General features: G+C 66.5%; 13 protein-coding genes. 5 read left to right on the top strand and 8 right to left on the bottom strand.

What is annotated here, in order from left to right:
- The first annotated feature begins 44 nt into the window (after nt 1–44).
- Complete coding sequence (locus MYA_RS22215; protein WP_011881893.1) at nt 45–464, top strand: NUDIX hydrolase; 420 nt, start codon at nt 45–47, stop codon at nt 462–464.
- An 86-nt stretch (nt 465–550) separates the two neighbouring features.
- Entirely contained in the window at nt 551–853 is a 303-nt protein-coding gene (locus MYA_RS22220) for a hypothetical protein (protein WP_011881892.1), read from the top strand.
- 10 nt (nt 854–863) lie between these two features.
- Here the strand turns inward: MYA_RS22220 and MYA_RS22225 are convergent, their stop codons facing one another.
- Nucleotides 864–1,076, bottom strand: a complete 213-nt coding sequence (locus MYA_RS22225; RefSeq protein WP_014725152.1) for a hypothetical protein — start codon at nt 1,074–1,076, stop codon at nt 864–866.
- A gap of 361 nt (nt 1,077–1,437) precedes the next feature.
- Here MYA_RS22225 and MYA_RS22230 point away from each other — a divergent pair, with 361 nt between their 5' ends.
- From MYA_RS22230 to MYA_RS22235, 3 genes are all read left to right on the top strand, one after another.
- Complete coding sequence (locus tag MYA_RS22230) at nt 1,438–2,604, top strand: DUF4382 domain-containing protein (protein ID WP_014725153.1); 1,167 nt, start codon at nt 1,438–1,440, stop codon at nt 2,602–2,604.
- A 59-nt stretch (nt 2,605–2,663) separates the two neighbouring features.
- Nucleotides 2,664–2,825, top strand: coding sequence for a hypothetical protein (locus tag MYA_RS31980; RefSeq protein WP_011881889.1), 162 nt, complete (start codon nt 2,664–2,666; stop codon nt 2,823–2,825).
- A gap of 571 nt (nt 2,826–3,396) precedes the next feature.
- Entirely contained in the window at nt 3,397–5,346 is a 1,950-nt protein-coding gene (locus MYA_RS22235; RefSeq protein ID WP_041494175.1) for a hypothetical protein, read from the top strand.
- A gap of 58 nt (nt 5,347–5,404) precedes the next feature.
- Here the strand turns inward: MYA_RS22235 and MYA_RS22240 are convergent, their stop codons facing one another.
- The 7 genes from MYA_RS22240 to MYA_RS22270 all read right to left on the bottom strand — a co-directional run bounded on the left by MYA_RS22240 (nt 5,405) and on the right by MYA_RS22270 (nt 13,798).
- Nucleotides 5,405–6,142 (bottom strand): winged helix-turn-helix domain-containing protein, encoded by a 738-nt coding sequence (locus MYA_RS22240; RefSeq protein ID WP_011881887.1) that lies wholly within the window; start codon nt 6,140–6,142, stop codon nt 5,405–5,407.
- Between the two features lie 97 nt (nt 6,143–6,239).
- Nucleotides 6,240–6,977 (bottom strand): TenA family transcriptional regulator, encoded by a 738-nt coding sequence (locus tag MYA_RS22245; RefSeq protein ID WP_011881886.1) that lies wholly within the window; start codon nt 6,975–6,977, stop codon nt 6,240–6,242.
- 17 nt (nt 6,978–6,994) lie between these two features.
- Nucleotides 6,995–9,394, bottom strand: coding sequence for a putative bifunctional diguanylate cyclase/phosphodiesterase (locus tag MYA_RS22250; RefSeq protein WP_041494176.1), 2,400 nt, complete (start codon nt 9,392–9,394; stop codon nt 6,995–6,997).
- Between the two features lie 166 nt (nt 9,395–9,560).
- Complete coding sequence (locus MYA_RS22255; RefSeq protein WP_011881884.1) at nt 9,561–10,325, bottom strand: Crp/Fnr family transcriptional regulator; 765 nt, start codon at nt 10,323–10,325, stop codon at nt 9,561–9,563.
- A 601-nt stretch (nt 10,326–10,926) separates the two neighbouring features.
- Nucleotides 10,927–11,748, bottom strand: a complete 822-nt coding sequence (locus MYA_RS22260; RefSeq protein WP_014725157.1) for an alpha/beta fold hydrolase — start codon at nt 11,746–11,748, stop codon at nt 10,927–10,929.
- Nucleotides 11,749–11,851: 103 nt separating this feature from the next.
- Nucleotides 11,852–12,733, bottom strand: coding sequence for an alpha/beta fold hydrolase (locus tag MYA_RS22265; RefSeq protein ID WP_014725158.1), 882 nt, complete (start codon nt 12,731–12,733; stop codon nt 11,852–11,854).
- A 51-nt stretch (nt 12,734–12,784) separates the two neighbouring features.
- The gene (locus MYA_RS22270; protein WP_050991236.1) at nt 12,785–13,798 is read right to left on the bottom strand and encodes an MBL fold metallo-hydrolase; all 1,014 of its coding nucleotides are present in this window, start codon (nt 13,796–13,798) and stop codon (nt 12,785–12,787) included.
- Nucleotides 13,799–13,916 lie beyond the last annotated feature (118 nt).

Genomic DNA, 13,916 nt, shown 5'->3' on the forward strand with positions numbered 1-13,916 from the left:
CGCCGCTGCTTGGCCCGCCGCCCGGCAGCCGCTAGAATCGCACCATGTCGCCAGCCACCTCCATCGCCCCGCCCGAAATCGCCACCGTCCCGATCAAGGAACGGGCAACCATCGTGTGCTATCGCGCCGAGCAGGTGCTGCTGGTCGCCCGCATGTCGTCGCGCTGGGCGCTGCCGGGCGGCACGATCAAACGCGGCGAAACGCCGCTCGAAGCCGCGCATCGCGAATTGCTCGAGGAAACCGGCATCGTCGGGCAAAGCCTCGTCTATTCGATGCAGTTCAGCGGGCTCGCGAAGGTGCACCACGTGTTCTTCGCGGAAGTCGGCCCCGAACACAAGCCGACCGCCAGCAACGAGATCGACAAGTGCAAGTGGTTCGCGATCGATCGCGTCGCGGCGCTGCGCGCCAGCATCCCGACCAAGCGCATCGTCGAACTGGTCTACCGGCACGAGATCCTCGCCTAGGTAGACGCCCCAGCCCCGCCGGCTCGCACGAGCCGATATCATGCGCCCACGGTCCGTCGTCGCGTTCCCTCTCGAGCGAGCTGCAGATGAACAGTGCGTACACCTACCGCGGATACACGATCGATGTCCGCTGCGAATTCCGGCTCGACCTGCCGCACGCGCGCGCGTCGCTGGCCGATCCGCCCCGGTTCGGGTTCGTCGCCATCGTGCAGGTGCGCGCGGGCGAGCGCGCCACGCGGCTGCTCGCGCCGATCCGGCTCGCCGACGACGGCGGCCGCCTGTTCGACACGACGCGCACCGCGCTGTGCGCGGGCCAGGCCGCTGCCGAGATCATCGTCGACGATTTGCTGGCCGACGCCGGTTGCGCGAACGGGCGCGCCCGCTCGTAACGCGCCGGCGTCAGTGCATCCGCTTCCTGCGGAATTCGTGCGTCGAGTAGACGGCGAGAAAGATGCCGAGCATCGCGATGCCGGATGCCAGGAAGTCGTGGGCGGCGCCCGTGCCGTTCAGCGATTTCGGAAAGAGGTCGAGGCTCAATCCCGCCGCGGCCAGCAGCACGCCTGCCGCGACACCCCATGCCGGTCCGATGGTCGTTTCTTTCGTGTTTTTCATACAGCACCCGTCTACAGTCGTTGCCAGGCGGTGTGCGCGCATTGCGCCGCGTTCACCGCTCACGTCCGCACTATAACGAGGAAAAAAATACCGCGGGTTCGGTGCTTTTCCCCATCAAGTTTTTGCCTCGCGCGGCCGATCTAAGCCGCGCCGTCCGCTGCTATCACGTTCGGCCGAGCGCGCTCGTTCGTTCGCGGCGCGCCGCACTGCGGCGACGCTGAGGCGGAACGTGCGCCGCCAAGCCAGCCCCTTTACGCGTGGACGCAGAATTTACCGTTCGTTGCAAACCTGTCCACACTGTGGGCGCCGCGCGCGGCTATGCTTCGGTCCATCCACAATCATGATGGAAGGGGACAAAACAATGAACAATCAATTCTGGAAGGCCGCGTTGTGCGCAGCGATGGTGCCGTTCGCGCTGGCTGCGTGCGGCGGCGGCGGCGGCGGCGACGGCGGCAGCACGCAAACCGGCACGCTGCACGTCGCGATGACCGATGCGCCGTCATGCGGCTTCGATCATGTCTATGTGACGGTGTCGCAGGTCCGCGTCAATGCGAATGCGAATGCTGCCGATAACGATGCAGGGTGGTCCACCGTCGCGCTGACGACGCCGCAGAAAATCGACCTGCTGTCGCTGACCAACGGCGTCCTCGCCGATCTCGGCCAGACCGCGCTGCCCGCCGGCCAATATCAGCAAGTGCGGCTCGTGCTCGCGCAAAACCAGGGCAACAGTCTCGCGAATTCGGTCGTCCCGACCGGCGGCACCGAGCAGGCGCTCGCCACGCCGAGCGCGACGCAAAGCGGCTACAAGATCATCCAGCCGTTTACGGTGCAGCCGAACACGCTCGTCGACCTCGTGCTCGACTTCAACGCGTGCAAGTCGATCGTCCAGCGCGGCAACGGTACCTATGCGCTGAAGCCTGTCGTCACCGCCACGCCGACCGTGGTGAGCGGCGCGATCGCGGGCTACGTCGCCGCGGCGGAAGCCGGCGCGACCGTCTATGCGGAGCAAGGCGGCAAGGTCGTGCGCGGCACGGTGGCCGACAGCACCGGCAAGTTCGTGCTGTCGCCGCTGATCCAGAGCTCGACGCAGGGCAACTACGACGTCGTGATCGTGCAGAACAGCTTCGCGTCGGGCATCGTGCGGTCCGTACCGGTCGTGGTGAACACCACCACTTCCGTATCGGCGCAGAGCGCGCCGATCGCGCTGCCGGCATCGACGATGAGCACGGTCAGCGGCACGGTGACGCCGAGCGCCGACGCGCTGGTGCGCGCATTGCAGACCGTCGACGCGAACCCGTACGAGATCGCGTCGATCAACGCGAACATGGACACCGGCGCGTATGCGCTGAACCTGCCCGCGGCCGCGCCGATCGTCGGCACCTACTCGGGCACGTTGCCGGTCGCGCTCGCCGCGTCGCCGGGCGCCGCCGGTCAATACACGATCGAGGCGGACGCAGCGTCGGGCGCGACGCAAGCGACGAACGTCAACGCAACCACCAGCCAGTCGAACGTCAATTTCACGTTCTGACGCTCGGCAGCAACCACGAAAGGGCCGCACGGCCCTTTCCTCGATAACGGGAGAACGATGTGAAGAAAGGGGTTATTGCGCTGCTCGCGGCAGCGAGCGTGGTGGGCGCACTCAGCGGATGTGTCGCCTACGTGCCGGGCGCGCCGGTCGTCGTCGCGCCGCAGGGCGGGCCGGGCAACGGATTCTGTCCGCCCGGCCAGGCGAAGAAAGGCAATTGCTGATGGTACGAAGCCCGCTTCCCAAGCGGGCTTTTTTTCGTCCGCGGCCAGGCCGGCACGACGGCAGCGCGGCATCGGGACGTGGCGCAATCGGGGCGCGTTCCGATGCTCGGCAAGCGCGCAGCGCCATCGTTTCGACATGGCGTCCGGATCAATTCAACGTTCCGACTTTATCAAGCGCAGACACCCTGCCCCAACGCCGCGAACGAACGTCGCACATCGTACGCAGCCTGCGCAGCATTCCCTAATTTCAACGATCCGATGCGCCTTTTCCAGCGGGCCTCCGAGCGCGAAATGCGGATTTGCAGGCCGTCGATTCGATGAAATGGCCGCGACATGCCATGCTTATCCTCATATCAACCGGCGCCGATCGTCCCTACTCTGCCGATTCCGTGCATCGCTTCCGCGACCTTCGTGCATTCGACGCGACGTCGCACCCGGAAATACCCGCACATCCTGACGGCAGGTGATCGTGAACCCCAATCTTCGCAATGCCGCGCTCGGCGCCGCACTCCTACTTTCTCTTTCTGCATGCGGAGGCGGTACATCGTCATCTACCACCGGCGCCGTTTATATGGGGCCGCTGCGCAACGCGTCGGTCAGCGTCTATGCGGTCGCGGCCGACGGCTCCGCGTCGGACCAGCCGATCGCCCATGCGGTGACCCGCGACGACGGCACGTTCGTGCTCGGCGGCGCCGTGCACTATCCGGTGCTCGTGCGCGCCACGGGCGGCGTGTATGACGAGGAAGCGACCGGTACGCGCACGGCGCTGCAAGGCGACATCGAAGCCGTCTTCACGGCTGCGCCGGCGCGCATGATCGTGTCGGTCTATTCGAACGCGATCGTTCAGGCGGCACGCGCCGCAGGCGGCTTGACCAGCGCGAACCTCGCGGCGGCGATGGTGCAGGTCAACGCGTTCGCCGGCGGGTTCGACGTGCAGCAGACCGCACCGGCGTTCGTCGCGCCCGGTACGGCGCTCGCTGCCGCCGATCTGTCCGACGGCGCAAAAATGGCGCTGGCGCTCGGCGCCGAATCGCAGAGCCGCACCGACACCGGCGCATCGGTTCAGGACAGCACGCAGAACATCGTCGCGCAATCGGCCAACGGCGACACGCTGGCCGAGTGCAATACCGGCGCCGGCAATCCCGCGGCCGATGGGACGCTCGCTGCGCCGCCCGGCGGAAATTGCGCGGTGACGACCGGCGCGGCCGGCTACGCGGTGAACCCGCTCAATCGTTCGGGCATCGCGTCGGTGGCGATGCTCAAGCCGGTCGTCCCCGGCAAGCCGGCGACGATCACGGTCAGCGACGGCGCATGCCGCGATCGCGTCGCGCTCTACAACGAGCAGTTGCCGCTCTTCACGAGCCGCAAGAACGACGTACAGGCGCGGCTCGGACACAACGTGACAGTCGACAACTGGTCGAGCTTCGCCGACGGCGGCTCGTGGGGCCCGCGCGCGGCCGTGTACGGCGCGATCACGACGGCGTCGTGCGCCGGCGACGTCGCGACGTTCCAGCGCGAGCTGTTGCTGGCAACCGAGAACTACTGGGTCGACCAGGAATTGAACTACTGCCATCACCATATTCCGGGCTGGCTGCCGCCGGCTTCGCGCCCGTCGTTCTTTAACTCGGATACGTCGTCGAAGTCCATGACCTGCGCGCCGCATCGACGCAGCAACGGCGCGCAGACCACCGCGACGCTCGCCAACGCCGACATCAAGTGGCAAGGCGTCGACTGTTCGGACTTCACGTCGTGGGCCTACGATTTTGCCGGCATCACGCACGCAAGCGGCAACCTGCAGACGGGCATCGGCACGCAGGCATGCTCGATCGGTTCGGACCCGCTCGCGGCCGTGACCGACCAGGCCGGCGTGCTGCTCGACATCAATCAGGACAACGTCGCGCAATTCGTCGATCATCTGCGCCCCGGCGATCTGCTGTACATCACCGAAACCGCGCATCCGCAAGCGGCGCCGCAGAGCATGATGTCGGGCTTCGTCGTGTCGCACGTGGTCACGTGGACGGGCAAGCGCTTCAGCGACCTGCGCAACGGCCCCGAAGGCCAACGCTACGATCCGGCGGTGGCCGGCGCGAGCGGCTCGCGTCTGGGCGGCGATTTCGGCGGCTTCTTCTCGCGTGCGGACGGCGGAACGACCAAGGTGCAGCCGTCCGAGATCGGTACGACCGACATGGACCCGTGGATGATCATCGACAGCCACTATGCGGGGCCGGCGTACCGTCCGTTCATTCTCAAGACGCCGAAGCTGAACGCCGACTGGTACGTGACGAGCCTGTCGCACGTGCGCCGCGTGATCGACCCGGAATCGGCCAGCGCCGATCCCGTGCTCGCACCGCTCATCATCACGAAGGAAGCGACGGGCCAGGGGCAATTCAGCCGCTACGTGGTGCTGAGTTCGCCCGCGGGACGCGCGGCGACGAATGCGCACAAGCTCGTCTATCAACTGTCCGGCGCGAAGGGCGTGCCGACGTGCTACCGCACGCCTGCCGACGCCCCCGCGCAATGACGGCGCGACGAATGCCGACCGCGTCGGCTTCGTCGGCTCCGTCGCCAACGGCGACGACCTAAATGCGCGCTGGCGGCGGCGTCTGCAGGTCGTCGTCCGGCAGCACGCCGAGCGGCACGAAGATGTAGCCGCGGCCGCGTACGGTGCGGATATAGCGATAGTCGCCGAGCGCGCCCTCGACCACGTTGCGCAGCCTGAAAACCAACACGCCGAGCCCGCGCTCCGCGCGCCCGGCGACGGCCGGCCCGAGCCGCGCGAGGATCTCCGCGCGCGACAGCACACGCATCGGCTGCGCGATGAACACTTCGAGCAATGCGAATTCGCTCGCGCGCAGCCCGAGATCTTCGCCCGCGCGCGTCGCGCGGCGCGTCACGAAATCCACGTCGATGTCGCCGAACGCATAGCGATCGACGTGGCGCGGCGCGCGCGCCGCATGCCTGCGGATGGCGCAGCGCACGCGCACCACGAACTCCATCGGCTCGAACGGCAAGACGAGATAGTCGTCGGCGCCGGCCTCGAACGCGACGAGCTTGTCCGCCAACTGCGCGCTGCTGCCGAGCACGATCACCGGCAGGTCGCAACCCGCGCACCGCAGCGCGTCGAGCGCCGCGCAGACTGCCGTGCCCGGCGGCTCGAAGCGCAGCACGATCAACGCGGGCGCCACCGCGGCGACGCGCGCGCGCAGCATCGATACGTCGTCGAGCACCGACATGGCGATGTCACAGCCGCGCAGCAACGCACGAATCATGCCGCGCATGCGCGGGTCCGGCTCTGCGACGAGTACTTTTGTCAGCATCGGAAATCGTCCAGCAGGACAGCGGCGTGCGCGTCGTCGCCATCACGCCGACGTGCCGACGACGACGCGCGTACCGGCTTCGGCACGGCGCGACCGCCTAAACATGCAGACAGCAATCGAGGCTCATCAGGAAGTATTCGAAGCTCTTGCGGATCGACGTCCCGACCTCGCGCACGTCGCGCGCGTCCGGCGCGCGGCCGAGCAGCGTCGCGACGATATCGAGCGCCTCCCACGGATGGCGGTCGTCGTACTCGGCATGCAGCCTCAGCCAGCGCATCGCGCGATGCCGCACCGACGCATCGAACTTCTCCTCGTACGGCGACGCGCACAGCAGCGCGCTCCACTCGCCCGTGACGCCTTCGATCGCGTAGTTCGTCGCGGCGATGCTCGGCGCCAGCGCGTCCGCGCTGCCGCTCTTCCAGCACCAGTGGCTCAGCGCGAAGCCGGCGAGCGGCGCGTCGGCGCCGAGCAGCATGTCGCGCGTCACGCCGGACTCGGCGGCCCAGTTGGCCCAGTGATCGACGTGATTCTGCTCGACGCGGATATTGCGGATCAGATAGCGCCGCGCCTTCTCGTCGCCGGGCGACCGGTACGCGGCGGTCTTCACGAGGTTCATCGCCATGTACTCGGGAAACTGGCTGACCACCGCCCAGCCGGTCACGAAGAACGTGCGCAGTTGCGCCGCCGTCAGCGTCCCGTCGATCATCGCCGCGAACACGGGATGCGCGCGGATGCGGGCCTTCAGCTCGTCGGTCGCGCCTACCACGTCGCGCAGCCACGCCGGATAGCTGGCCAGGTCCATGATGTCGCCGCTCAGCTCGAATGGAGCATTCATCTGTTGTCCTCCGTGGTTCAATGGAATCCCCCTTCCTGCCAGGGCACGGGGCGGCCGAAGTAATAGCCCTGGCAGTAGTCGACGCCCAGCGTGCGCAGCATCTCGGCCGTCTCCGGGTCCTCGACGTGCTCGGCGACGGTCCGGTACTGCATCACGTGCGCGATGTCGTTGATCGCGCACGCGATGCCACGCTTGACGTGGTCGGACGTCATGGTCGCGACCAGCCCGCCGTCGATCTTCAGGTAGTCGATCGGCAACTGGTGCAGATACGAGAACGACGACATGCCGGCGCCGAAATCGTCGAGCGCGAACCGGCAGCCGAGATCGCGCAGCTCACACATGAAGCGCGATGCGACTTCCAGGTTGCGGACCGCGCTCGTCTCGGTGATCTCGAAGCACAGCAGCGACGGCTCGAGCCCCGACGCCGACAACTCGGCCATCACGAACTCGACGAAGCGCTCGTCGGTGATCGAGCGCGCCGACAGGTTCACGTTGTATTCGACGTACTCACGCCGTTCGAGCCGCGCGAGACGCCGGATCACGTTGCTGACCACCCAGCGGTCGATCATCGTCATGTGGCCGTAGCGCTCGGCGGCCGGCAGGAACACCGGTGCGATCAGCTTGCCGTCGGCGTCCGGCACGCGCAGCAGGATCTCCACGCGCTGCGGCGCGCCGTCGCCCGACTGGATCGGCACGATCGGTTGCGCGTGCAACTGGAACGCATTCGTTTCGAGCGCCGTCTTCACGCGGCGGCTCCATTGCGTGTGATACGCCGGGCGGCCGGCATGCAGGTCGCGCGGATGCGCGACGTGCACGCGATTTCGGCCGCCGTCCTTCGCGACATAGCACGCGAGGTCGGCCATCTGCATCGCCTTCTCGATGCTCGCGGGACGGCACGCGAGATCCAGCAGCCCGATGCTGACGCTGATCTTGAACGGCTCGCCGTCCCACGTGAACGTGAAGGCCTCGAGCTGCGCGCGCATGCGCTCGGCCTTGCCGTCGTCGGGCGCGACGTTGCGGCAGGCCGGCAGCAGGATGCCGAACTCGTCGCCGCCGAGGCGGCCAAACACGTCGCCTTCGTCGAGACAGCCGCTGAATACCGCCGTCGCGTCGCGCAGCAGCACATCGCCGGCCGCGTGGCCGCATACGTCGTTCACTTCCTTGAAGCCGTCGAGGTCGAGCACCATCAGCGCGCCGCCCGCGCCGTCGGCCAGCATCTCGCCGAGGCGCCGCTCGAACCCGGTGCGGTTGATCAGGCCGGTCAGCGCGTCGTGCGACGCCTGCCACGTGAGCCGCTCGATCAGCTGGTGCTCGCGCGTCATGTCGCGCAGGGTCAGCACGTGGCCGACGCAACGGCCGACGGCGTTGGTCATCCGCGACAGCGACGCGCGCACGGGCACCGCCGCACCGCATACGCGGATCAGGTTGAGATCGCGCGTGAACGTGTGGTCGCCGCCGTTGCAAAGCGTTGCGAGCAGCTTGATCGACATGCCGGTCGACGTGTCGATCAGGTCGAGCACATCGTTGATCGGCTCGCCGACGCACCGCTGCGCCGTCCTGCCGAGCAGTTGCTCGGCGGCCGGGTTCACGGTCTCGATGCTGCGCGTGAGACCGATCGTGACGATCGCATCGACGACCGAACGAAGCGCGGCGTCGGCAAATGCGAGGCTGCGGTCGAGCTCGGTCTGCATCGACGACTGCTGGCGTTGCGCGCGGCTCGCCCAGCGCACCGACAGCAGGATGATCAACAGCGACGCCACCACGTACGACAGGAGCAACTGGATCACCGCTGAACGGAATTCGGCGCTGAGTTCGTCGGAGAAGCGTTTCGGCAACGGCTCGATGCGCGAGTTGATGTCCCAGAGGTCGCGGTTCAGGCGGCTCGTGCGCGCGACGTCGCCCGCGTGGACCGACTCGCGCAGCGCACCGGCGAGCCGGCGCAGGTCGAGCAGATGCCGGTCCGCCTCGGCCCAGTACTGCAGCGCGGTGTTCACGTGCGCGAAGGAGTTCAGGACCGGATAGAACCACACGACCGCGGTCGCATCGACCGGGTTGATGCCGGCCGCGATCATCGCGTAGCGGGCCACGTCGTAGTCGGCCGGCACGCCGATCATCGCGCGGTGCGCAACGCTGAACGACACAAGCGTCGCGTCCGCGAGCCGGTAATCGTCGAACAGCTTTTCGTCGCCGGTGTCGGCGTAGCGGCTCAACAGGATGACCTCGTCCTTCTGCGCCTTCGACCAGCTGCTTTCGCCGCCGACGTACACGCGCAGCGACATGATCACGACCAGGCTGACGGCCACGAACCCGGCCAGCGTCACGACCACGACGACGACCGGCAGGATGCCGAGCACCGGGCTCCACGGCCACACGTGAAACGAGCTGCGCTGACTCTGAAACTTCGTACTGTTTTCCATACCTTCACGACCGCTTTCTGGTTCTTCTCGATCCAACCTGCCCGGCGCGTCGCCGGAAATCCCGCGTTCACGCATCCATGCTTCCCCGTGTACTGCGCACCGCCGTTCATGCCGCTGCTGCGCGACGCACAGGTATCGGCTGCGCAGCATCACCTGCAGCCGACGGCTAGACCATTCGCGCGCCGAGCGCCGGTAACGCACCGGCGTCGAGTGCGAGGAGGCGCCGCGTTTCGTCGCGGATCGCCCGATGACAGCCGCAACTCGCTCGTTCGAGGCGCGCGAGATCCGTCAGCACGATGACGCCGCGACGCTGATGAATCAGGTCGAGCGCGTGGATCTGTCGCGTGGTTTCGGTGACGGTCTCGCGGCGCACGCCGAGCATCTGACCAAGCATGCCGTGCGTGACCGGGATTTCGATGCTGCGCGAGCGCTCGTAGCCGATCAGCAGCCAGCGCATCAGTTGATGCCGGATCGTGTGATGGCGGCTGCAGAACATCACCTGCGACGCCTGGGACAGCACCAGACTCATCCGCACGAACACCTGCCGGCGGATCGCGGCCGAGGCGGCGCACGCGTCGGCGAAACGGTGCGTACCCAGCCGATACGCGAAGCCGCCGCCATAGACGACGACCCGGCGCTGCATCGCACTGCCGACGATGTCGTCGCAGACGACGCCTTCTCGGCCGATTTCCGTCACGCCGAGCGTGCCCCTGCCCGACCCCGTGAATTGCAGCGACACACCGGCCGTCACCGGAAAATAGACGGCGTCCAGGTTCTCGCCGGCATCACATAAAAGCTCGCCGGTCCGCAGCGTCGTCAGCCGCAGATGCGGCGCCAGTTTCGAACGGCTATTTCCGTCGAGCGATGCCAAGAAATGATTGGCGACGAGTGCATCCGGCAACTCGACGACATTGTTTTCCCGATGTGTCACGGCACGCCTCGTACGTTGGATTCCTGCCCCACGGCAACCGCACCTTTCGGTGTTTCAGCGTGCCGGGCTTAACGGTTTATTCAACGCTTTATGTCGCGGCGACGTTGAGCAAAAAGGTATCACGCAGCCCGGCCAATGGGGACGCGCCGCCCCACTACATGAAGTAATTTGACAGTTCGTACGGCTAATGCCTTCTCATTCGAATGAAGATTGGCCAATCTGATTCGCCGAGGCATCAAAAACGGAATGCGAAGTATTGATTTACGTCAATTCATTAATGAAAATGCATCGCGATGCGTTTGCCTCGGAAATAAATATCGTTTCATGGTCCGAAGTTAATGCGGGAAGTGTGCGTTATCGAGCGGTTTGCCGGTCGCATCTGTGGAAGGCAAGCCGCACGCCGGCGCACGCGATGTACTCGGAATGAATGTGACGGCGCACGGCGCCCGTCGGGGCGCCCATCGAACTGCGCCATGAGACAAGCCGGTTTCCGCACGCCCACAGCGGGACGGGAAACCGGTGAATGGGAACGATTGGGCACGGCGCCCGGAGCGGTACACCGTGCGCGATTCAAGTCAACGCAATGTTGCCGGCCGCGGCATCAAGCGCGCGCGTAGGCAAGCAGTTCGTCGTTCAAGCGCTGCGCATGCGTCAGATACAGCGCGTGCGGCCCGCGTTCGTACACGCTCAGCGTCGCGTGACGCACGCGCTGCGCCGTGACCGCGCCGGTCAGGCTCAGCGGTGCGGTCTGGTCGTCGTCGCCGTGAATCACGAGCGTCGGAACGTCGAACTTGTCGAGGTCGGGCCTGAAGTCGGTCTCGGAAAAGGCCGCGACGCAATCGAGCGTGCCCTTCAGCCCGCCCTGCAGCGCCATGAACGACGTCCAGTCGAGCGCCGCGCGCGAGATCGTCGAGTCGGGCCGGTTCGAACCGGTAAACAACGGCCAGAAGCTCTCGAAGAATGCGGCGCGGTCGGCCAGGATGCCGGCACGAATGCCGTCGAATATGGCGATATCCGCGCCGTCGGGGTGATCGTCGCGTCGCGCCACCAGCGGCGTCACCGAACCGACCAGCACGGCCTTCGCGACGCGGCCCGTGCCGTGGTGGCCAATGTAGCGAGCCACTTCGCCGCCGCCCATCGAAAAGCCGACGAGTATCACGTCGCGCAGATCGAGCGTCTCGATCAACGTCGCGAGGTCGTCGGACAGCGTGTCGTAGTCGTATCCCGTCCACGGCTGATCGGAGCGGCCGAACCCGCGCCGGTCATACGCGATGCAGCGAAAGCCGTTCGACGCGAGATGATGCATCTGGACGTCCCACATGTCCGCATTCAATGGCCAGCCGTGAATGAATACGACGGGACGGCCGGCGCCCCAGTCCTTGTAGTGAAGCGAAACGCCGTCGCGTGTCGTGAACGTGCTCATGCCGATTCCTCGGTGGTCGAAAGTTGGTGGCTGCCACTGGCCGCCACGGATTCGGGCAGTTGCCCGGTGAGGCTCGCGGCGTGCCGATGGCGGCGCAGCACACTCAACCGCCGGTCCAACCGCTCAGGAACTCGAGCAACAGCGCATTGACGCGCTCCGGTTGCTCCTCCTGCGGGAGATGGCCGCAGCGCGCGATCGGCTCGGCGCGCAGATTGATCGCCATCGACTCCCACACGGCCTTCATATCGAACATGCCGCCGACCGCGTAGAAGTCCTCGCCCCAGATCGCCATCGTCGGACATGCGATGCGGACGTCGGCGTCCGCCTTGTCCTGCGCGACATCCTCGGCGTTCGCCCGATAGTCGGACATCGCGCCGCGCACGGCGCCCGGCCGCTTGTACGCCTTCACGTAGGTGTCGAAGTCCGCGCCTTCGATCGTGTGCGGGTTGTAGCACCAGTCGGAAAAGAAGTGGCGAAGCCACGGCTCCTCGTTGCCCGCGATCAGCGTCTCGGGCAGGTCCGCGACCAGATGGAACAGAAAGAACCAGTACGCCCGCGCCGTTTCGGGGCGCATGTTCTCCGCCACGATGCGCGTCGGCACGTTGTCCATCACGACCAGCCGGTCCACCCGCTCCGGGTGATCCTTCACCAGGCGCGTCGCCACACGCGCGCCTCGATCGTGGCCGACCAGCGCAACCTTGTCGATGCCGAGCCGATCCAGCAGACCGACGATATCGCGCGCCATGTTGCGCTTGTCGTATCCGGATGCGGGTTTGTCGGTTTCACCGTAGCCGCGCAGGTCCGGTGCGATCACGCGATACGTGCGGGCCAGCACCGGCATCTGATGACGCCACGCGAAACTGGTCTCGGGAAAGCCGTGCAGCAACACGACTACCGGCCCGTTGCCGGCGTCGAGATAGTGTTGGCGGATACCGTTCGCGGTGAGCGTGTGATGCGTGACTTCGACATCGTTCGACGTTTCCATCGGTCGTTCCTTCGAAAAAGGCGCATGGAGGAGCGCCGCTGCGCTGCCGCGTCAGCGGCCCGGTGCAGCGCCGGCATCCGGCACCGGCGATGCGTCGTAGTTGACGGGCACCCAGTCGAAGCCGTCGCCATCCGCTCTGACGTGCCCGAGGCCCGGAAAGGAGACATGCGCGGCGCCGACGAGGTAGCGTCGCTCGGCCACCTCGCGCAGGATCTCGCGACGCGATTCGCGCGCCTGCGGCGGATCGCTGTCGTACGCGACGGTGGCTTGCGGATGCCGAAGCTGAATCGCGGCGACGTGCACGACGTCGCCCCACACGAGCAGATGCGCCGTGCCGCTTTCGACGAGATAGGCGATTTGACCGGGCGTATGGCCGGGCAGCGAGATGGCGCGAATGCCCGATTCGATCACGCCCGCTCCATCGAACGTCTGGAAGCGCCCCGTGGCGCGGTACGGCTCGACCACCGCGGCCGCTGCGTCGAAGAACGGCGCGAGAAGCGGCGATGCGCCCGGCTTGTTGGCCGGATCGAGCCAATAGTCGGCTTCGGTGCGATTCGCCTTGACGATCGCATTGGGAAACACGGCCGCGCCCTTCGACGCGATTCCGCCGATATGGTCTTCGTGCATATGCGTCAACAGCACTTCGTCGACCTGCTCGGGGCGATAGCCGGACGCGCGAAGATTGTCGACGAGCCGCCCGCAGCAATCGCCGTACAGGCTCCCGGCTCCGGCATCGATGAGGATCAGCTTCTTGCCGGTGTTCACGAGGAAGGCATTGATGGAGCCCTGCACCGGCTGCTCGAGGAATGCGCGATGCAGATCGCCGTCGATGGTCGCGTTCGACACGCCCTTGACCACCTTGTCGATCGGGAACGCATGCGTTCCGTCGGAAAGCGCCGTGACTTCGAACTGGCCCACCATCGTCCGGTAGAAGCCCGGCGCCTGCTTGCCGGCAAACGGGGCGGCGGCGAACGCCGCGACGCTCCAGGCTGTCGCGACGACGGCCAATACTGACGCGACGTGCTTGCGTATCCTTCTCGATCGGTTCCCACGATCAGTCGTCATTGCCGTCCTCGGTGCATGCTCAGATAGGACGAGCATAGCGACCACGCGGCACTGGCGTCCCTAAAGTTCCTGAATCGTTCTGTGCGGTCGGGCTTGACGCGGGGGGCGGGTCGATCGA

This window comes from Burkholderia sp. KJ006, from assembly GCF_000262695.1.
Classification (GTDB): Bacteria; Pseudomonadota; Gammaproteobacteria; order Burkholderiales; family Burkholderiaceae; genus Burkholderia; species Burkholderia vietnamiensis.